16 protein-coding genes are annotated in these 19482 nt (G+C 67.5%); 10 read left to right on the top strand and 6 right to left on the bottom strand.

All coding sequences use genetic code 11. The features are described 5' to 3' along the window. Positions 1–132 precede the first annotated feature (132 nt). From ACWZJV_RS09040 to ACWZJV_RS09025, 4 genes are all read left to right on the top strand, one after another. Positions 133–804, top strand: coding sequence for a hypothetical protein (locus ACWZJV_RS09040; protein ID WP_457181203.1), 672 nt, complete (start codon positions 133–135; stop codon positions 802–804). Between the two features lie 6 nt (positions 805–810). Continuing rightward, the gene (locus ACWZJV_RS09035; RefSeq protein ID WP_457181202.1) at positions 811–1614 is read left to right on the top strand and encodes a hypothetical protein; all 804 of its coding nucleotides are present in this window, start codon (positions 811–813) and stop codon (positions 1612–1614) included. A 17-nt stretch (positions 1615–1631) separates the two neighbouring features. After that, a complete protein-coding gene (locus tag ACWZJV_RS09030; protein WP_457181201.1) occupies positions 1632–2936 on the top strand; it encodes a hypothetical protein in 1305 nt (434 codons plus the stop codon). Between the two features lie 212 nt (positions 2937–3148). Then, positions 3149–3304: a hypothetical protein gene (locus ACWZJV_RS09025; protein ID WP_457181200.1), complete on the top strand. Its 156-nt coding sequence runs from the start codon at positions 3149–3151 to the stop codon at positions 3302–3304. Positions 3305–3726: 422 nt separating this feature from the next. Here the strand turns inward: ACWZJV_RS09025 and ACWZJV_RS09020 are convergent, their stop codons facing one another. Both ACWZJV_RS09020 and ACWZJV_RS09015 read right to left on the bottom strand, forming a co-directional pair. Beyond that, the gene (locus tag ACWZJV_RS09020; RefSeq protein WP_457181199.1) at positions 3727–4197 is read right to left on the bottom strand and encodes a hypothetical protein; all 471 of its coding nucleotides are present in this window, start codon (positions 4195–4197) and stop codon (positions 3727–3729) included. A 260-nt stretch (positions 4198–4457) separates the two neighbouring features. Next, a complete protein-coding gene (locus ACWZJV_RS09015; RefSeq protein WP_457181198.1) occupies positions 4458–5237 on the bottom strand; it encodes a hypothetical protein in 780 nt (259 codons plus the stop codon). 557 nt (positions 5238–5794) lie between these two features. On the opposite strand from ACWZJV_RS09015, the gene ACWZJV_RS09010 reads away from it, so the two are divergent. Together ACWZJV_RS09010 and ACWZJV_RS09005 are read left to right on the top strand one after the other, a co-directional pair. Beyond that, a complete protein-coding gene (locus tag ACWZJV_RS09010) occupies positions 5795–6331 on the top strand; it encodes a DUF6882 domain-containing protein (RefSeq protein WP_457181197.1) in 537 nt (178 codons plus the stop codon). Between the two features lie 251 nt (positions 6332–6582). Then, entirely contained in the window at positions 6583–6939 is a 357-nt protein-coding gene (locus ACWZJV_RS09005; protein ID WP_457181196.1) for a hypothetical protein, read from the top strand. Between the two features lie 57 nt (positions 6940–6996). On the opposite strand, the gene ACWZJV_RS09000 is transcribed toward ACWZJV_RS09005, so the two are convergent. Together ACWZJV_RS09000 and ACWZJV_RS08995 are read right to left on the bottom strand one after the other, a co-directional pair. Continuing rightward, on the bottom strand, positions 6997–7698 hold the full coding sequence (locus ACWZJV_RS09000; RefSeq protein ID WP_457181195.1) for a hypothetical protein: 702 nt from the start codon (positions 7696–7698) through the stop codon (positions 6997–6999). An 89-nt stretch (positions 7699–7787) separates the two neighbouring features. Then, the gene (locus ACWZJV_RS08995) at positions 7788–8564 is read right to left on the bottom strand and encodes an alpha/beta fold hydrolase (RefSeq protein ID WP_457181194.1); all 777 of its coding nucleotides are present in this window, start codon (positions 8562–8564) and stop codon (positions 7788–7790) included. A gap of 233 nt (positions 8565–8797) precedes the next feature. Here ACWZJV_RS08995 and ACWZJV_RS08990 point away from each other — a divergent pair, with 233 nt between their 5' ends. Genes ACWZJV_RS08990 through ACWZJV_RS08980 form a run of 3 tightly spaced genes read left to right on the top strand, consistent with a single transcriptional unit; the run spans position 8798 to position 11062 of the window. After that, complete coding sequence (locus ACWZJV_RS08990) at positions 8798–9229, top strand: adenylyltransferase/cytidyltransferase family protein (RefSeq protein WP_457181193.1); 432 nt, start codon at positions 8798–8800, stop codon at positions 9227–9229. Then, on the top strand, positions 9226–10824 hold the full coding sequence (locus tag ACWZJV_RS08985; protein WP_457181192.1) for a class I SAM-dependent methyltransferase: 1599 nt from the start codon (positions 9226–9228) through the stop codon (positions 10822–10824). Before ACWZJV_RS08990 ends, ACWZJV_RS08985 begins: the two co-directional genes overlap by 4 nt. 1 nt (position 10825) lies before the next feature. Beyond that, the gene (locus ACWZJV_RS08980; RefSeq protein ID WP_040756014.1) at positions 10826–11062 is read left to right on the top strand and encodes a DUF6752 domain-containing protein; all 237 of its coding nucleotides are present in this window, start codon (positions 10826–10828) and stop codon (positions 11060–11062) included. A gap of 10 nt (positions 11063–11072) precedes the next feature. On the opposite strand, the gene ACWZJV_RS08975 is transcribed toward ACWZJV_RS08980, so the two are convergent. Together ACWZJV_RS08975 and ACWZJV_RS08970 are read right to left on the bottom strand one after the other, a co-directional pair. Further along, the gene (locus ACWZJV_RS08975; protein ID WP_008361176.1) at positions 11073–11732 is read right to left on the bottom strand and encodes a response regulator; all 660 of its coding nucleotides are present in this window, start codon (positions 11730–11732) and stop codon (positions 11073–11075) included. 76 nt (positions 11733–11808) lie between these two features. Next, entirely contained in the window at positions 11809–17169 is a 5361-nt protein-coding gene (locus ACWZJV_RS08970; protein WP_457181191.1) for a HAMP domain-containing protein, read from the bottom strand. A 176-nt stretch (positions 17170–17345) separates the two neighbouring features. On the opposite strand from ACWZJV_RS08970, the gene ACWZJV_RS08965 reads away from it, so the two are divergent. Next, entirely contained in the window at positions 17346–19475 is a 2130-nt protein-coding gene (locus ACWZJV_RS08965; RefSeq protein WP_457181190.1) for a SpoIIE family protein phosphatase, read from the top strand. Positions 19476–19482 lie beyond the last annotated feature (7 nt).

Raw genomic sequence — 19482 nt, 5'->3', positions numbered from 1 at the left:
GTACGACGCGACCCCGACCCGCTGCGTCGTGGGCGGCGTGCGACCGAGCTCCTGACGCTCTACCAGCAGCGCTCCACAGAACTTGCGCGCCTGCGGAAGGCGGCGATCGAGGAAGCGCACCGCGAGCGCGAGATGACCTACACCGAGATCGCGAGCGCCCTCGGGATCACCAAGGGCCGGATCACTCAGATCCGGGGGAGCGCACCGAGCGCTGAGCGTGGATTCTTCGGGGTGGGGCCAGTCGCTGTGGGTGTGCCGTGGCGTTGGCAGACGACCGATCGGGAGCGGCCACTCATCGCCGCCGAGGATGCGAAGTCGGGCGACCTGACGGGCAAGCTCCTGGCGGATCTCGGCTTCACCGTCTCCACCTTCCAGGTGGGGCCTGAGACCGAGGCATTGCCTGAGGGTGACGTTGTTCTGATCTGCGGACCGATCTCGTCCCCGATCGCCTCCACCTACCTAGCCGACGATCCGCGCCTTCGGTTCATCGTGCCCGATAACCGCTGGTACATCGAGGAATCCGGAGGCGTACGCCACGGCTCACCCAGCGATGATGACCAGCCGACCAACTCAGACATCGCCTACCTCGCCCGTCACCGAATCGGAAGCCGCACCGTCGTGCACATCGCAGGCATCCACACGATGGGATCACTCGGCGCGGTCCACTACCTAACGAACCACCTTGGTGACCTCTACGCGACGACCAAGGACCAAGAGTTCTCGTGTGTCATCCAATGCGACTACGACCTTGCAAACGTCGAGGTCACCGGCAGCAGCCTTCTTGCCGGTCCGTTCATCTGGTAGCCGGCTATGCGCGTCACGCTTGCCCAGCACCCCGAACCGCCTGCCGGTGATGACCGCGCCTTCATCACATCGAACGCCGTTATCGTGCTCGACGGAGCGTCGGCCTTCGCAACTCGCGACGTGCCAGCATCGACGTACGCCGAACACCTTGGCTCAACGCTGGCCGGTCTCGTCGATGGAAGCGACGAGCCGCTTACTGCGCTCCTGGCCGACGCCATCAAGATCACAGTAGCCGCGCTCGATCTGACATCGGGTGGACGCGCCCCGTCGAGCACCGTTGCCGTTGTCCGTAGACGAGCCGACGCCACAGTTGACGTGCTGGTGTTGGGGGACAGCCAGGTTGTGATTCCCGGCGAGATCCTTCGAGACGATCGACTTGGACCGCTCGCGACTGAGCAGCGCACCGCCTACCGGGAGCGGCTCGCGAGTGGGCACGGATACGACGACGAGCACCGGCAGATCCTCGCAGCGCTCCAGGCCGAGCAACTCCGACACCGGAACAAGCCCGGCGGATACTGGATCGCCGAGGCCGACCCGACCGCCGCAGAGCATGCCCTCACCCGTCACCTGTCGCCCGATGAGGTCTCATGGTGCGTGCTCGCGACAGACGGCGCGTACAAACCGATGGAACATCTTGGCTTGGACGATTGGCCATCCGTCTCGGCTGCGAGTCACGATGACCTCGTCGACCTTCTTCAGCGTTGCCAGGGTTGGGAAAAGACTGATCCGCGAGGACAACGGCTCCCGCGAGCGAAACGGCATGATGACAAGACGCTGGTTGCGGTCAAACCGCAGTTCGCATGTAGCTAGATCGATAGGCTGATCCAGTGGCGATTGAACCGACCCTACCGGACACCGCGAGTCCCGCGTGGCAGAGCGCCTTAACTCAACACTTGGGCCTCGTCGTTAGTGCGCTGGCATTCGGTCTGGTTTCAATCCGCGTTCTCGGAGTGGCGAATTTCGATGTCGTGACCGCCCTCGCGATCGTGCAGGCCGGTGGCGCCGTCAATGTTGCAATTGGCAGCGTCCTTGCGAGTGTCTCGATGATCGCGCTCGTTGTGATCGGGGTGGTCGGCAACAGTCTCGCTACCCAGCTTGCCGACCGATTCGAGTTCACCAACTTAGTCTTACTGAAGCTTTCCGTCTGTATCTTCGTATCGCTGTTTGCGTTTTGGTGGATCGCTGCAGTGGCGACGACAGTGTTCCTGGCACTCGGGCTGATTACTTGGCTGCTGCGGGTGCGTAGAAAGCGCCGTCTGTCCAAACTTGAGGCGATAAACGTGGCCCTCAATGAGTTGGATTCAGAGGACGAACGCCTAAGAGTCGAATTCGCGGACGTGGAGGAGAAACGTTCCCTGGTCACTGCGACGCTTGATCGGATTAAACGTGAAGGCCGCAAAATGTCCTCGGAAGAATCGGAGCAAGTGAGCTCAGATTATCAAGAATACAAGCAGGCTTACGAACGCGTGCTGCCCAAGATTGAGCAGCATATCAAGTCGAGCGAGAACGTAAAACTCAAGTATCTGTGGATAACATCAAAGCGTGCGTGGATTGGGTCAAAGTTCTCCTCGTTCAAGGCGAAGTTTCAGAGCGGCACGGATGACAGTCAGCGTCAGGCCGGCGAAGCCCAAAGGGCCGAGCGAGAATCTACGCAAGTCGAGGCAGGCGATCAGGTGCAACCAGCTGGCGTACAACTGGTTGACGATCAAGAGCAAAGGACTGAGTCGGACCTTGAACAGGTCGGGGTCGCACTTCAGGAGCAGACGGCAGACGTCCAACAGCATCAGCTCGAGGTTCAGCAATCCCGGCCAGCCACGTGGCCATCGATCGTCTTCTGGGTCCTCGCTGTGGTCCCGCAGGTGATACTGGCCTCGACTCTTTCCTGGTTGCCTGTTGAGGTGATCACGGTGAAAAAAGAGCCGTCCTTCGCTGCCTACGTATTGTCGCAATCTGACCGAGAGGTGGTCTTCCTTCGAGAGGACCGCGGAACGGTAGAGCGTGTCCCCACAGGAGATCTCATGGATCGTCAGATCTGTCGATCGGTCAAAGGTCTATGGGCCAAGTCGACGATCGGGCTCATGACACAGACTCCCAGCTACCCCGGCTGCCCACCTGGAACCGATGGTTGGTGAGAACTTTCTCTACTGACTCAAGGCGGCCTCCGGCCGCGAGCGCGGCCTCCGGGGGCGTGCGGCCTGGCGGCCGGTCCCCCTACGTGCCGCGCAAATGAAGAAGAGCGCCCAGTCCGTAGACCAAGCGCTCACTCTCCAACCGACGCAGCTCGCAATGCCGGATCAACCATTCCCGCCGTCCCGAGCCCTATTGACCGCTAACCTCCTCGCTCATGTACAACCCGCTCGTCGACCTGATCTCCGACCCTCTCGGCCTGGCCGGCGTCGCTGCCCTCGGGTTCGCCCTCCTCTACGTCGGCATCCACTACGAAGGACTCCGCGACAAGGGGCGCAAGTTCATCGAACGGCGCAAACAGCGGAAGTCCTAGCGTCGTCGTCAGCACGAACCAGCCCGCTCCAGGACCTCGGCCGATGACGAGGGGGAGGTGGGCGCGGCTGCCGGTGGGGACACTCCCCGCGTCGCTACGACGATGGATGGTGTTGGGCAGCGTGGGGGCAAGCCCCCAGACCCCCGCCAAGGGGGCCAGGTGCCGGAATGGGCAACGCTCCGCCCCCGCGATACAGGCCGACGCTGTGATGGGGATGTTGCTAACGCCGGTTGCTAACCGTGAGGTGGATTCGGCCGGACGAAACACCATCTCGGCCCGCTCAAATCGGGGGTCGACGAGGCGATCTGAACGCCCTGAACACTGACACGAGTCCTTTGAATCAGGACTAGCGACGTAGGTTCGACTCCTACCCGGGGAGCAGGGAACGGCCCGAGGTCAGATGACCTCGGGCCGTTCGGTCTCTACAGATCTATGGGGAACCAGATGGAGGCCAAGCCGCATCGGTTTGCAGTGCGCTTGCCTTCCTCGAGCTTCGCGTAGAGTCGGCTGATCGACACCTTGTATCGACCAGGCGCAGCCGACTTGAAGTGTTGGCCGTCCATGTCGCGGTCGTACGGGAAAATCTCCACGTACTCATCGAAATCGTCGTCCGCGTGACTAACGAGACACAACAGATGCCAGTCGGCATCCTCGGGAGCGGCCGTGCCCTCCACCCAGCCCTCAGCAGAGGGGAAACGTTCGCGATAGAAATCCAAGAGGTCCGCCTCTTGGGCGCTCCCCATATCGATCACGACCTCCCGGCCCCGCATGGGGTCGTCGTCGTCCCAGCCCTTCGCTTCCGCAACGACCGTCCCCTCAGGCGGGACTGGCGGCTCGTTCGGGTAATCGAAACCCACACCGAAGATGGGACCGCAGGCGGTCAGAGCGGTCACGGCGACGACGCAAGCAGTCAGGACAAGCGCGCGCAGCGGTTGACGGCCTTTCACGCGGTCACCCAATCAGCCGGACGCCAACTGCGCAGTCGAATGCCCCAAACGCGCGAGCCCGTGCTGGGATGGCTGGTGTGCGGTGCTGGCGGTGTGACTTGGATAGTTCGACGTGCCCGAAATGCGGCGAATTCAACTCTCCGCCATGCCACGGATACCCCGTGCCGCATGGGACGATGAGGGGATGACCTGGACGGCCTGGATAGCTATACCTCGTTGCCGAGGAGCTTGTCGCACGCGGCCAAGAATCGGTTTTCAAAGTCAGCATCGTTGAGCCCGACGACCTCGACCTTTCCCTGCTCGGATAGCTGCCGTAGGTAATCTCTGGACGCCATACTCAATGTCGACAGATGCGAAACCACGAGGATTACTGGCGTAGCGCGCGACTTGACCTGGTGTCGTTGGAACCACTCGAAGAAGTCCGACTCGGTCCGGGCAAGTTTGAACTCCACTCCCACGGACCGGCCCTGGGGATCTTGCACGGTTCCATCAAGGCTCGCATAGTCATCCCCGCGTTCACTCGTCGAGGCAAAGACCCAATTACGTCTGGACGTCACCGCTGCGGTCACGCTTTCCATCGCGCTCGTTTCGAAGGCAACCCAGTTCTGCAAGGCGAACGACGCGGAGGTTCCCCGAGTGGCGTCGGATTGCCAAAGCCGATCCGCGACGGCTTTGGTTGCCGTCGGGCTTAGCTCGCTTGCCACCACTTCCGTTATGACTTGAGCGGCCTCAACTTCTTTGGTCATGTCGAACTCGTTGCCGCCGATCACCCACCGAAGCGGAACCCGCCCAACGATCGCGAGAAGCATCGCCACTGCTCCCACGACCAGCAGCCCGACCGTGCCTGCCTGATTACTCGACGTGAATACGGCCAGGCCCCCGGCGGCTAGCCCGCAAAGCCCGGTAAGTAGCACCACTGCGCGCAGGAGTCCGCTCAACTCGTGCACAGTGGCTGCCTTAGAACGCTGGTCCTCGATCGACCCCATGCCGCGATGTTTGCAGTTCGGACTCGTGTGCCGCCGACACGAGCTGCCAGCGAGTCCCCAATCCTTGGTACGCATGCGCCTCGGCATGTGAGTTACTGGCTCAAAGGACCGCTCCGCGTGAGGGTGCCGTCCGCCCAGGCCCACCTGAGAGCCGCGTGGCCGGACGGCACACAGGAGGCACACCAACCAGGGCGAATTCGGCGCCACTCAGTGGCACTCGCTCACGCTCAGGCGCGGGCGAGAGCGTGCCTTGAATCAGGACTAGCGACGTAGGTTCGGCTCCTACCCGGGGAGCCACTCCTGAGCATGAATCCGCCCATCTGGCGGGCGAGCGAGGAGCCGGAACCGGCCTGCCGGCTAACGCCGGGCATGGGTTACGACGAGCGCCGGAGATCCTCGCAGTGCTCCGGACCGAGCAGTTGAGTCACCGCAACGTGCCCGGCGGGTATGGGCTCCATGGTGTGTGCTTGCGACGGATGGGCGTACAAGCCCGACCTCGTAGCGCTCCGGCCTTACCCGCTCAGTGCAGGACTCGCCGATCTGCGAAACTGCGCGACATGGCACTCTTCCGCCGAGCCCGCGCTACGACGCCGGCGACGCCCGACGATTCCAACCTCAGCACGCTGCTCCTCGAAGGCGAAGACATGATCGAGCAGCTCGCCGCTGCTCACGCCTCCTGGGGACTCGGCACCGCGGACCGATGGGGACTCGATCAACAGACCGGCATCATCACCTGGACCTTCCCCGACAAGACCGCAACCGCACCCGCGCAGATCATCGGCACATACAAAGCCGACGCCGCGTCTTGGATGTGGGCATGGGCCAACGACAGCATCCTGCCTGCCATGCGCACCGACGCCGAAGCGATCCGCTCCTGGGCCAGCGACACCGGCAACGCCAACCTGACCGTCCCCAAGCTCGACGCCGACGACGAACTGGCAGCGACCTTGGCGGCACTCGCGGTCCGTATCACCCGAGCAACGGGCTTCTACCGAAGCGGGGGTGCAGCCAGCGTCTACATCACCTTTGGGCCGGTGACCATCACGCCAGTCGACGGAGAGCCTTCAACCTTCAGCATCAACATCGGGGATTGAAACCCAGCGCCGTGCGCCTCCGGCCCCCGTCCCGATCACAGGGGCTTGTACGCCGCCACCTGGCATCAAGGGCGCAGGAGTGACCTTAGCTCTGGCAGCTCGAGGCGGGCCTTGTCATTTCGGATGGCACACGGCGGCTCGGAAATGGCCCCGGTTGCTCGCCCTGGCCGACTCCAACCTGTCGAACTGCAAGAAAGCTTGGTGATCGGGCCGCAGCGTACGGGATCGTGATGTCTGTGGAGGAGGAGGACTTGATCGACTGGCTCATGTCCAGCGTCATCGAACCAATGCTGAGCAGCGTGTTCAGCTCGGCAGAGCGGCAAGGGTTGAAGGTCTCGACGATGCTGGGTACTGAACTCGATCCGACCCGTGAGTATGGAGGACCCGGTCCAGAACTCGAGGACTACGTCTGGCTGTCGCTGAAGGTCCGTTCCACTGGTGACACGGGAAGGTGGCGGATATGCCAGGTCATCGAGATTGCCGACGTCGACGAGATCTCCAACCGGGCGTTCGAGTTCGGTTGGCACCTGGAGCAGTGGATCGCTGAGTCGTCGACGTGGTGGGGGCAGGAGCGACATGTTCACGTCCCGGAACTGGGTGCTCCCTGAGGTTCGACATGTGCGACGCCGTCGCGGCGCGACAGGACCCGACAGCTCACCTCGGGTCTATCGAGCTCGCGACCGTCGCGCCGTCTTGTACGCCGGCGCTCGGAGGCGGCGGTGCCATTCGTAGATCTCGAGCCCGGGTGGTGTCGAGCGGGTCGGGTCGAAGGAGAGCATGGAGTCGTGGTCGGACTCGGCGGTCAGCTCGAGCGTCGCAAACCACGTCCAGTCCGTGCCGGGTCGTGCCCACGCCAGCTGCCACGTGGACTCGCCGACGAACTGCGCTCCGAGCCAGACCGGCCCGGTGGGCGTGCGGTACGGGAGCAGCGTGCTGAAGAAACCGTGGGACAGCCGGGTCCGGGGAGCCAGCAGGAAGCGGGTCCAACGACCGTGGCCGGTGGTCGCGAACAGGAGGTCGGCGTGTTTGCCAGGAGTGATGGGTACGCGCAGGGCGAGCCCGTTCACATCGGGAACCGGCTCGGGCAGACCCACCGCGCGGGAGAGTCGTACCACCACCTCGTCCGATCCGCTCTCGTCGAGGAACGCCGCGCCCGTGGTTTCTCCGGGGCGCCGCCGGAGCACGGCCAGGTGCACCGTGCCCTGCGGGTGCAGGGGCTTGTCGGCGGGTCGCAGGTGGGCGAGTACGCCGACACCGGCCTGCAGCACGCGGCCGGCCGTTCGCGCGACCGAGCCGGTGACGGCGGGGGCCAGTCCGTGCCTGCTCGGACGGTCGTCAGCAGGAACCACAACATCAGCTGGATTCACGCGGTTGGCCTTCCTGAGGAGGCGTGGTCACCTCGAGCGGCACGCAGGATGAACGTCGATGCTCGGATCGGTACCCGTGAACGACGACGTCATGTGCGGCGGAGGAAGAAGCGGAGGATGTCGTTGAACGCCTGAGGGGCCTCGAGGTTGCTGACGTGGCCGCAGCCGGGGATGACGGCGAGGTCCGCGCCCGGGATGAGGCGCTCGAACTCGTGGGCGACGGAGAGGGGCGAGCGGGCGTCGAGGGCACCCCAGACGAGCTGGGTGGGCACCCGGATCGTGGCGAGCACGTCGGTCAGGTCGGCGTGGGCCATCGCGGTCAGGGCGGTGAGCATGCTGTGGCGGCGTACGTCGGCCGACATCGCCTCCATCAGCGGCACGAACTCCGCCGGCGGAGCGCCGGCGAAGAGGTTCGGGAGGGTCGGGTCGAAGGAGCCCTCCGGCTGGTCGCGCAGGCCGGCAAGGCGGGCGTCGGCCTCCGCGGCGCCGAGCGAGCCGCGCCAGCCGGCGTAGCCGTCCGCGAGGACGAGGTTGCGGACGACGCCGGGGTGGCGCCGGTACAGCTCGAGGATGACGGTGACTCCCCAGGAGATCCCGGCGACGGTGCAGGGAGAGACGTCGAGCGCGCGGATCAGTCCGGCCAGGCAGTCGCAGTAGTCGCTCAGCCCGAACCCGTCGGGTACGTCGGAGGAGCCGCCGGCGCCCGGCTCGTCCCACGCGATGACGGTGAACTCGTCAGCCAGGGCGTCGAGCTGCGGCATCCAGGTGCGGCCGTCCTCGGCGCCGCCGTGGACGAAGACGACCGCAGGGCCGTTGCCGGCCCGGCGGAAGGCGAGGTTCAGTCCGTCGATCTCGACGACATCCATGGTTCGACGCTAGCTCAGCGGGCCCGATTCGTCTTGACACATCGGGCAACAATGGCCACGCGCTGTTCATCTTCGTGTAAGGTCGCCGGGCTTCCTGTGCGTGTCCGCGTGTCGCGTTGCTGATTGCGGAGATGCGCAGGGTGGTATGGATACTGGCCTCATATCGAGGTCGTGGGGGAGCAGGGTGTAAAGTCGCCCAAACTAATCGACAAACACTTGGAGGAAGCGTGGGCATGGGACCGATCATCGGTTACGTACCTGGCGTGTTCGATCTCTTCCACATCGGTCACCTCAACATGCTGCGTCAGGCGCGTGAGCGCTGCGACACGTTGATCGCAGGTGTGGTCTCCGACGAGGTCTGCGAGACGACGAAGGGAATCATCCCGACCGTCCCGCTCGTCGAGAGGCTGGAGATCGTCGAGGCGATCGGGATCGTGGACGCGGTCTACGCCGAGCGCACCACCGACAAGGTCGACTCCTGGCGCGAGGTCGGGTTCACCCACCTCTTCAAGGGCGATGACTGGAAGGGCACCGAGAAGGGCGACGCGCTCGAGAAGAAGATGGCGTCGGTCGGTGTCGAGGTCGTCTACTTCCCCTACACGCTCCAGACCAGCAGCACCGCCCTGCGCAAGGCGATCGCGCGAGAAGGTGCCCAGGTCTCGTGACCGTCGGCACCTCCACATCGGACGGACAGTTCGAGATCTCCGACGAAGGGGTCCTCGTCCGAGACTCCTCGACACAGGTCCTGATTCTCTCCGTCGACGGTCAGTACGTCTGGTCCCTCACGCCCGACCGCGACGGCCACCCGGCCGACAAGGGCACCATGGTGCCGTGGCCGAACGTGCTCACCCGGTTCCTGAACGGCTCCGCGACGATCACCATCGCCGACTACGACGGTGAGGTGCTCTTCGAGGAGAAGGTCTCCCTCGGCACGGGCGAGGGCGCGATCTCGATCGTCGACGGCAGCGGCCACCCGCTCAGCGTCGACAAGGTCGGCCACCTGACCCGCTCGTTCGAGGCCACCGACGAAAGCATCCGTGCGGAGATCCTCGAGGGCACCCAGCGCGTCCTCTCCGACCTCCGTGACGTCGTCGGCGTCGAGGCCTACCTCAACTACGGCGCGCTCCTCGGCGCGATCCGCGAGGGCCGGATGCTCGGGCACGACTCCGACACCGACGTCTGCTACCTCTCCAAGCACACCGTCCCCGCCGAGATCATCACCGAGTCGTACGCCATCGAGCGCACCATGCGCGAGCGCGGCTGGAGCATCCTGCGGATGTCCGGCGGCGACATCAAGGTGCTGCTCCCGGTCTCCGACGGGCGCAAGGTGCACATCGACATCTTCGTGGCGTTCTACGTGCCCGACAAGGACGGCGAGCCGGTCTTCTACCAGCTCGGCAACCGCTCCGGCCGGCTGCGCCGCGAGGCGATCGTGCCGGTCTCCACGATCAACCTGCACGGCTACGACTTCCCGGCTCCCGCCGAGCCCGAGGAGATGCTGGCCTTCATCTACGGCCCGAAGTGGCGCACCCCGGACCCGTCGTTCAAGTACGCGGACCCGCCCGCCGGCGTACGTCGCCTGGACGGCTGGCTGCGTGGGTTCCGCACCGACATGGGGTTCTGGACCGAGTTCCACAACACCCACGGCAGCGAGCTGGAGACCAAGCAGTCTCCCTTCGCGTCCTGGGTGATCAAGCAGCTGCCCGAGGACGCCAAGGTGGTCGACATCGGCTCCGGCTCCGTCGGGCGTGACGGTCGCTTCTTCGCCCGCAACGGGCACCAGGTGCGCTCGGTGGACTTCTCCCGCGCCGCGGTCGCCGCCGTACGCCGCCGGGCCGAGCGCCACAAGCTCTCCCTGGTCTCCGACCAGCTCATCCTCGGCGAGCTCCGCTCGACGCTGACGCTGGGTGCGCGGCTGGCCCGCGACCCGCACCACCTCTACGCCCGTGACCTGATCGGCTGCCTCGACAAGGCGGCCCGGCATCAGCTCTGGACGCTGGCGAAGATGGCGCTGCGTCCCGGCGGCGGCAAGCTCTTCCTCGAGTTCGCGGCCAGCGGTGAGAACCTCCCCGAGCCGAAGCCCGAAGGCCTCGTACGCCGCGTCGACCCCGCCCTGGTCCAGGCCGAGATCGAGGCGGCCGGCGGTGTCGTCGAGCACCTCGAGATCGTCGACGGCCGGGACATGCTCGAGGACCCGCTGCCGCGGGTCGCGCGGCTGCGTGCCTCCTGGCCCTCCCTCAAGTCTGCAGAAGGAAACTGACATGTCCGACGAATCCGGCATCAAGAACATCGCCCGCGGTGCCCGCGACGCGGCCCGTACGCGTGCTTCGCTGGTCCGCCGCATCGAGGCGCTCGAGGCCGAGGTGCAGGAGCAGCGTCAGCTCAACCGTCGCGTCGCCGAGCTGACCGACGTGGTCGCCGAGCTGCTCATCCCGCTGCAGGACGCCGACAAGGAGAAGGCGGAGAAGATCCTCGCCGAGTACCGCGCGAAGATCTGACCCGGGCTGATCACTCCAGCGCTTCGAGGGCTTGCTTGAGGTCGTCGATCCGCTGGCCCAGCCGACGGCGGGCGTCGCCACCGGGGCCCATGTCGGCCCCGACGTCCAGGTCGGCGACCGCCTCCTCCACGCCCGCGAGCCGGGAACGGAGATCGGCGACGACATCGACGTCGACCCGGCCGGGCACCGAGGACCGGCGCTCGTCCAGTGACCGCCGCAGCAGGTCGGCCTGGGTGCTGAGCTTGCGGCTGGCGTGCCACAGGTCGACGAAGACCTGCACCTTCGCGCGCAGCAGCCACGGGTCGAACGGCTTGGCGAGGAAGTCGGCGGCGCCGGTCGCGTAGCCGCGATAGGCGAGATGGGTGTCGAAGTCGTTCGCGGTCAGGAAGATGATCGGGACGTCCTTGGTGCGCTCCCGGGCCTTGATCCGGGTGGCGGTCTCGAAGCCGTCCATCCCGGGCATCTGCGCATCGAGCAGGATCAGCGCGAAGTCGTCGTGGAGCAGGGCGCGTAGCGCGTCCTCGCCGGAGCCGGCGCGGACGAGGGTCTGGTTGAGCGAGCCGAGGATGGCCTCGAGCGCGACCAGGTTGGCCGCCCGGTCGTCGACCAGCAGGATCTTAGCGCGCGTGCTCGTGGCGACGCCCATCGGGGCCGCGGTGGTCTCCTTCACGCCGTCGCCTCCGTCGTGAGACGCGGAGAACACGGAAGCGGCGGCCTGAATCCTGTTGTCCCTCGCCGGCGCTCACTCATGGAAGCCACACCCGGAACAGCGAGAGCAGGTCGGCGACGTCGACGGGCTTGGTGATGTACTCCGAGGCACCGGCGGCGAGGCTGTCCTCGCGGTCGCCCGTCATCGCCTTGGCGGTGAGCGCGATCATCGGCAGGCTCTTGAACTGCGGGATGTCGCGGATGAGGCGCATCGCGGTCAGACCGTCCATGCCCGGCATCATGATGTCCATCAGGACGAGGTCGACACCCGGCTCCCGCTGCAGCGCCTCGATCCCGGCCTCGCCGGACTCGGCGTAGAGGACGTCGATGCCGTGCTGCTCGAGCGCGCTGGTGAGCGCGAAGACGTTGCGTACGTCGTCGTCGACGATGAGGATCCGCCGGCCCACGAACTGGCCGGTGGTGTCCGTCGGCTCGGTGACGTACGCCCGGGGGAGCTGCATCCCGGTGCGACCCAGCAGCACGCTCACGTCGTCGATGGCCTCCTCGGTGGTCGCCGGGGTCTTCAGGGTCATCGCCTCGGCGTATCTGTCCAGCCGGTTCTGCTGAGCCTTGGTCACCTCGCCGACCCTACTCAGCACGACCGGGATGTCCTTGGAGCGCTTGTGGGTGCGCATCCAGCGGAGCACGTCGAAGCCACCCTCGGCCAGGGGAAGGTCGAGCACCACACAGTCGACCTCGCGGTCGGCCAGGACCGCCTGGGCCTCCTCGGGGGAGGACCCGAAGACGGTCTCGACCTCGTCGACCGACCCGAACAGGGCCTCCACCACGGCGCTGGTGCCGGGGCCGGACTCGTCGCTGCCGCCGCTGAGGACCAGCAGGAGCTGGTCTGCTCTCCGGCCAGGCGTCTCCAGCTGGAGCTGACTCCGAGACGACGAGTCCTGGTCGCCGAGGGCGGTCGCGGGCTGGGCGTCGATCAGGTCGGAGCTGATCCTCGGGACGTACAGCGTGAACGAGCTGCCGTGGCCGGGCTCGCTCTTGACCTGGATCTCACCGCCGATGAGGTGGGCGACCTCGCGGCTGATCGACAGCCCCAGGCCGGTGCCGCCGAACTTGCGGCTGATGGTGCCGTCGGCCTGCTGGAACGCCTCGAAGATGACCTTCAGCTTCTCCGGCGGGATGCCGATGCCGGTGTCGATCACCGAGAAGGCGAGCACCGCGTCGGCCTGCTGCAGGCTGCGCGTCGAGAAGCGCTCGCCCGAGGCGTTGCGGATCAGCAGGCGTACGCCGCCGCTGTCGGTGAACTTCACCGCGTTGGAGAGCAGGTTGCGCAGCACCTGCTGCAGACGGTGCTGGTCCGAGCGCAGCAGGCGGGGCACGTCGGGGTCGACGCTGACGATGAAGTCGAGGTCCTTCTCGGCGGTCAGCGGCCGGAAGGTCGCCTCGACGTACTCGACCACCGAGGTCACGTCCACGTCGGTGACGTGGACGTCCATCTTGCCGGCCTCGACCTTGGACAGGTCGAGGATGTCGTTGATCAGCTGGAGGAGGTCGGTGCCGGCGCCGTGGATGGTGCGCGAGTACTCCACCTGGCGGGCGTTGAGGTTGCCGTCGACGTTGTCGGAGAGCAACCGGGCCAGGATGAGCAGCGAGTTGAGCGGCGTACGCAGCTCGTGCGACATGTTGGCCAGGAACTCCGACTTGTAGCGCGAGGAGAGGGCGAGCTGCTCGGCGCGCTCCTCCAGGCCGCGCCGGGCCTCCTCGATCTCGAGGTTCTTGATCTCGATCGCCTGGTTCTGGTCGGCGAGCTGGCGGGCCTTCTCCTCGAGCGCGGCGTTGGTCTGCTGCAGCTCCACCTGCTGGCGTTCGCCCTCGTCCTGCTTGTCCTGGAGCTCGGCGGCGAGGCGCTGTGACTCGACCAGCAGCTCCTCGGTGCGGGAGCTGGCCATGATCGCGTTGAGCGAGACCCCGATCGACTCGGCGAGCTGCTCGAGGAACTGCATGTGGACGGCGCTGAACGGCCGGAAGGAGGCCAGCTCGACGACGCCGATCACCTTCTCCTCGAAGACCACCGGAAGCACCACGATCGAGGTCGGGGCCGCCGACCCGTGGCCGGAGGAGATCCGCAGGAAGCCGGCCGGGACGTCGCGCACGATGATCGGCTGGCGGTCGTAGGCCGCCTGGCCGACCAGGCCCTCGCCGACGGCGAAGACGTCGGGGACGTCGGGGCTAGGCTGATAGCCGTAGGCGGCGATCCGGCGCAGTACCTTCGGGCCGCTCTGCTCGGGCGTCTGGTCGGTGAGGAAGATCGAGCCGTGCTGGGCGCCGACCAGCGGGGTGAGCTCGGAGACGATCAGCCGGGCGACCTCGAGCAGGTCGCGACCGCCCTGCATGTGGCCGGTGAACCGGGCCAGGTTGGTCTTGAGCCAGTCCTGGTCCTCGTTGGCCCTGGTCGTCTCGCGGAGCGAGTCGATCATCTCGTTGAGGTTGTCCTTCAGCTCGGCGACCTCGCCCTCGGCGCCGACAGTGATCTGCCGGCTGAGGTCGCCCTGGGTCACCGCGGCGGAGACCTCGGCGATCGCGCGGAGCTGGGTGGTCAGCGTCGAGGCGAGCTGGTTGACGTTCTCCGTCAGGCCGCGCCAGGTGCCGGAGACGTCGGCGACCTCCGCCTGGCCGCCGAGCTTGCCCTCGGTGCCGACCTCACGGGCGACGCGGGTGACCTCGTCGGCGAAGGAGGAGAGCTGGTCGACCATGGTGTTGACCGTGGACTTGAGCTCGAGGATCTCGCCTCGGGCGTCGACGGTGATCTTCTGGGTCAGGTCGCCGCGGGCGACGGCGGTGGTGACCTGGGCGATGTTGCGGACCTGGGAGGTCAGGTTGGACGCCATCGAGTTGACCGAGTCGGTGAGGTCCTTCCAGGTGCCGGCCACGCCGCGTACGTGGGCCTGGCCGCCCAGCGATCCCTCGGTGCCGACCTCGCGGGCGACACGGGTGACCTCGTCGGCGAAGGTACGCAGCGTGTCGACCATCGCGTTGAGGGTGCCGGCCAGGGCGGCGACCTCGCCGCGGGCCTCGATGGAGATCTTCTGCGACAGGTCGCCCTGCGAGACCGCCTTGGCGACCTGGGCGATGCTGCGGACCTGGTTGGTCAGGTTGGAGGCCATCGAGTTCACCGAGACGGTCAGGTCGCGCCAGGTGCCGGCGACGCCGGGCACCTGGGCCTGGCCGCCGAGGGCACCCTCGGTGCCGACCTCCCGGGCCACACGGGTGACCTCGTCGGCGAAGGACCCGAGCTGGTCGACCATGGTGTTGATGGTCGACTTGAGCTCGAGGATCTCGCCGCGGGCGTCGACGGTGATCTTCTGGGTCAGGTCGCCGCGGGCGACGGCGGTGGTGACCTGGGCGATGTTGCGGACCTGGGAGGTCAGGTTGGAGGCCATCGAGTTGACGGAGTCGGTCAGGTCCTTCCAGGTGCCCGAGACGTCGTGGACGTCGGCCTGGCCGCCGAGGCGGCCCTCGGTGCCGACCTCGCGGGCGACGCGGGTGACCTCGTCGGCGAAGGAGGAGAGCTGGTCGACCATGGTGTTGATGGTCGACTTGAGCTCGAGGATCTCGCCGCGCGCGTCGACGGTGATCTGCCGGCTCAGGTCGCCGCGGGCGACCGCGGTGGTGACCTGGGCGATGTTGCGGACCTGGGCGGTCAGCGTGCCGGCCATGAAGTTCACCGAGTCGGTCAGGTCGCGCCAGGTGCCGGAGACACCGGGCACCGCTGCCTGGCCGCCGAGCTGACCCTCGCCACCGACCTCACGGGCGACACGGGTGACCTCGTCGGCGAAGGCGGAGAGCTGGTCGACCATGGTGTTGACGGTGGTCTTGAGCTCGGCGAGCTCGCCGCGTACGTCGACGGTGATCTTCTGTGAGAGGTCGCCGCCCGCGACGGCGGTGGTGACCTGGGCGATGTTGCGGACCTGGTTGGTCAGGTTGGTCGCCATCGAGTTGACCGAGTCGGTGAGGTCCTTCCACCGGCCGCCGACGCCCGGCACCTCGGCCTGGCCGCCCAGCATGCCCTCGGTGCCGACCTCGCGGGCCACACGCGTCACCTCGTCGGCGAAGGCGGAAAGCTGGTCGACCATGGTGTTGACGGTGGTCTTGAGCTCGGCCAGCTCGCCGCGTACGTCGACGGTGATCTTCTGTGAGAGGTCGCCGCCCGCGACGGCGGTGGTGACCTGGGCGATGTCGCGGACCTGGTTGGTCAGGTTGGAGGCCATCGAGTTCACCGAGTCGGTGAGGTCCTTCCACCGGCCGGCGACGCCGGGGACCTCGGCCTGACCGCCCAGCCGGCCCTCGGTGCCGACCTCACGGGCGACGCGGGTGACCTCGTCGGCGAAGGTCTGCAGGGTGGCGGTCATCGAGTTGAGCGTCTCGGCGAGCTCGGCGACCTCACCACGCGCGGTGACCGTGATCTGCTGCGAGAGGTCGCCACGGGCGACGGCCTTGGCGACCGAGGAGATCCCGCGCACCTGGGAGGTCAGGTTGGAGGCCATCGTGTTGACCGAGTCGGTCAGGTCGCGCCAGGTGCCGGAGACCCCGCGTACGTCGGCCTGACCGCCCAGCCGGCCCTCGGTGCCGACCTCGCGGGCGACGCGGGTGACCTCGGCGGCGAACGAGGACAGCTGGCCGACCATCCGGTCGACGGTGTCCTTGAGCTGCGCCATCTCGCCGGAGACCTCGATGGTCACCGTGCGGGACAGGTCGCCGTTGGCGACCGCGGTGGTGACCTCTGCGATGTCACGGACCTGGGCGGTCAGCCGCGAGGACATCGTGTTGACCGCGTCGATGAGGTCGCGCCACGTGCCGGTGGCGTTGCGCACCCGCGCGCGGCCACCGAGCTTGCCCTCGGTGCCGACCTCGCGGGTGACCCGGGCGATCTCCTCGGTGATCGTGGCGAGCTGGGCGACCAGGCCGTTCACGCTCTTGGCGACCAGCAGCGGGTCGCCCTTGAGGGCGCGGCTGCCGTTGCGTACGTCCATCGTCTGGGTGAGGTCGCCGGCGGAGACTGCGGCGACGACCCGGGCGACGTCGGCGGTGGGGCGGGCCAGGTCGGCGACCAGGTTGTTGGCGTCCTCGACCGCCCCGGCCCAGGCGCCGCCGCCGATGCTCGGCCGGAGCCGCTCGTCGTGATGGCCGTCGCGGCCCGCCTCGCGGCGCACGCGCGCCAGCTCGCCGGTCAGGTGGCTCAGCCGCTCGGCGATCTCGTTGTGGAGCGAGGTGAGGTCACCGAGCGGGCCGTCGACAGGCTCGAGGCGTCCGGTGAAGATGCCGTCGCGCACCGCGGTCATGGCGTCCTTGAGCTGGCGCAGCACGACCGGGTCGACCGGCACCTGCGCGGGGCGCGTGGTGTCGGTCGGTGCATCCGCCGACGTGTCCGGCGATGAGGGCATCTCGCCTCCTCTCGCGCTGAAATCGCGCGTCTGCTGCAGTGTCGCATCCCGCGGCCCGTCATGACTGACAAATGCCCGTTCACCACCGATTCTGGTAATTCCTTGACATGCGTTCCGTTACCTTGGCCTGATCAGTCCCTTTCTGGGGGCAAACGGGTGCAGAATCGGCGTTGACCATGAGCACCGGAGTCAAGACGCTCTCGCGTACCTTCGAACCGGCACCTACGTCGGTCTCCGAAGCGCGCCGTTTCGCGCGGGCGGTGCTGGCCGAATGGGGTCTCGACGACCTCCTCGAGGACGCTGTCCTGCTGACCAGCGAGCTGGTCACCAACGCGGTGACCCATGCCGGCACCCCGATGACGGTGGCGGTCGTACGCGAGGTCGACCGGCTCCGCATCGACGTGTTCGACCAGCACCCCACCCGAGTGCTCCCGGTCGGCGCCAACGCCCGGCCTGGGACGGGCGAGCACGGTCGTGGGCTGCTCATCACCTCGGCGCTGTCGACGGCCTGGGGAGTGGAGTACCGCAAGGACCACAAGCGGGTGTGGGCGGCGTTCGCGCTGGTCACGGAGCCTATCGCCGCCGAAGCCCCTGCGGGTGACGGCCCGGAGGACGAGGCCGTACGCCGCCGCGGAGCCGCCGCGGGCGCCGGCCAGGATCCGTTGGGGCTGAGCGGGCTGGCCCTCAACCAGCTCCCGCTCGCGGACATGCTCGAGCTGGTCGTGGAGCAGACCATGGAGCGCTTCGGTGCGGATGCGGCGTACCTCCTGCTCGAGGACGAGATGGAGGACCGGTTCGTGGTGGCCGCCACGAGCGGGTCGGCGGCTCCCATCGAGGGGCGGAGCGTACGTCGTGGCGAGGCCGGAGCGCCCACCCTCAAGGCGTCGTTCCGGCCGTTGTCGATCGGCGACCTCCGCGCCACCCCGGTCGAGCTGCTCCGAGACCTCGAGCTGCGCTCGCTGGTGACCGCGCCGGTGGCCTTCGACGGACGGGTGATCGGCACGTTGGCGGTCGGCCGGGCCGAGCCGGGCAGCTTCACGACCGAGGACGGCGCGCAGCTGCAGCGGGTCGCGGACTGGGCCGCGCCCAGCGTCGACCGGGCCTCCACCCGGGCCGCGGACAGCGAGCGTCGCGCCTGGCTCGCGTTCCAGGGGGAGGCCAGCGTGATGCTGGCCTCGTCGCTGGACCTGGAGGCGACGACGGCGATGACCGGGCAGATCATCGTGCCCCGGCTGGCGACGTGGTGCGGCATCTATCTCAACGATGCCCGCGAGCAGCCCTGCCTCCAGTTCGCCTGGCACGCCGACGAGCACCAGCTCGACGCGCTGCAGAAGGCCTTGGAGGACGCGGCGCCGGACGGTCGCGAGGCCCCCGCCGAGCCGGACTTTCCCGGTGAGGTGGCGATCCTCCCGTTGGAGGCGCGCAACCGGATCATCGGCTGGCTCACCCTCGGCAGGCCCGAGGGCCAGCCGCTGCGCCGCGAGCGACTGCTGGTCGCGCAGTCGGTGTCCCGCCGGGCGGCGCTGGCCATCGACAACGCCCGAGCCCACACCGAGCTCCAGGACATCGGTCAGTCGCTGCAGCGCAGCCTGCTGCCGGCGGTCCTGCCGGAGATCCCCGGAGTCGACATCGGGGTGGGCTACGAGCCGACTGGGGAGTTCAACGACGCCGGCGGCGACTTCTACGACATCTTCACGCTCGGCTCCGGCCGTTGGGGCTTCATGATGGGCGACGTGTGCGGTGTCGGGCCGGAGGCCGCGGCGGTCGCGGCGATGTCGAGGCACACGGTTCGAGCGCTGATGCGGGCCGGCATCCCCATCGCGCCGACCCTGGAACGGCTCAACTCCGCGATCTGCGACGAGGGACCGCGGGGCCGGTTCGTCACGATGGTGTGCGGGACGATCGAGGTCACCGCGGCCTCCCGGTTCCGGGTGCGGCTCGTCTGTGCGGGCCACCCGCCGCCGTTCCTGGTCACCCGCGCCCGGCCCGGCGTCCCGGCGCGCCGCATCGGCCGCCCGCAGGCGCTCCTCGGGGTGCTCGACGCGGTCGACTACATCGAGGAGGAGGTGACGGTGGCCCGCGGCGACCGGCTCGTCGTCGTCACCGACGGTGTCCTCGAACGGCGTGCGGGGGAGCCGATGTTCGAGGAGGCCGGGGTCGAGGCCGTCCTCGCCGCCGGCATCGGCGCCGGCGCCCAGGCCGTCGCGGACCGCCTGCTGCGCGCGGTCACCGACTTCTCCAGCACGCCGCCCTCCGACGACATGGCCGTCCTCGTCCTCGATCTCGGCAATGGCGGCGCCTCCTAGCCCGTCT

It is taken from the genome of Nocardioides sp. WG-D5 (assembly GCF_054031175.1).
This window is presented reverse-complemented; position numbering and strand designations above follow the sequence as displayed.

Bases quoted from the DNA above. Each gene is read 5' to 3' on its own strand.
- ACWZJV_RS09040 (WP_457181203.1), top strand. From the start codon at position 133: ATGACCTACACCGAGATCGCGAGCGCCCTCGGGATCACCAAGGGCCGG.
- ACWZJV_RS09010 (WP_457181197.1), top strand. From the start codon at position 5,795: ATGGCACTCTTCCGCCGAGCCCGCGCTACGACGCCGGCGACGCCCGAC.
- ACWZJV_RS08995 (WP_457181194.1), bottom strand. From the start codon at position 8,564: ATGGATGTCGTCGAGATCGACGGACTGAACCTCGCCTTCCGCCGGGCC.
- ACWZJV_RS08965 (WP_457181190.1), top strand. From the start codon at position 17,346: ATGAGCACCGGAGTCAAGACGCTCTCGCGTACCTTCGAACCGGCACCT.
- ACWZJV_RS08970 (WP_457181191.1), bottom strand. From the start codon at position 17,169: ATGCCCTCATCGCCGGACACGTCGGCGGATGCACCGACCGACACCACG.
- ACWZJV_RS09015 (WP_457181198.1), bottom strand. From the start codon at position 5,237: ATGGGGTCGATCGAGGACCAGCGTTCTAAGGCAGCCACTGTGCACGAG.
- ACWZJV_RS09025 (WP_457181200.1), top strand. From the start codon at position 3,149: ATGTACAACCCGCTCGTCGACCTGATCTCCGACCCTCTCGGCCTGGCC.
- ACWZJV_RS09035 (WP_457181202.1), top strand. From the start codon at position 811: ATGCGCGTCACGCTTGCCCAGCACCCCGAACCGCCTGCCGGTGATGAC.
- ACWZJV_RS08990 (WP_457181193.1), top strand. From the start codon at position 8,798: ATGGGACCGATCATCGGTTACGTACCTGGCGTGTTCGATCTCTTCCAC.
- ACWZJV_RS08980 (WP_040756014.1), top strand. From the start codon at position 10,826: ATGTCCGACGAATCCGGCATCAAGAACATCGCCCGCGGTGCCCGCGAC.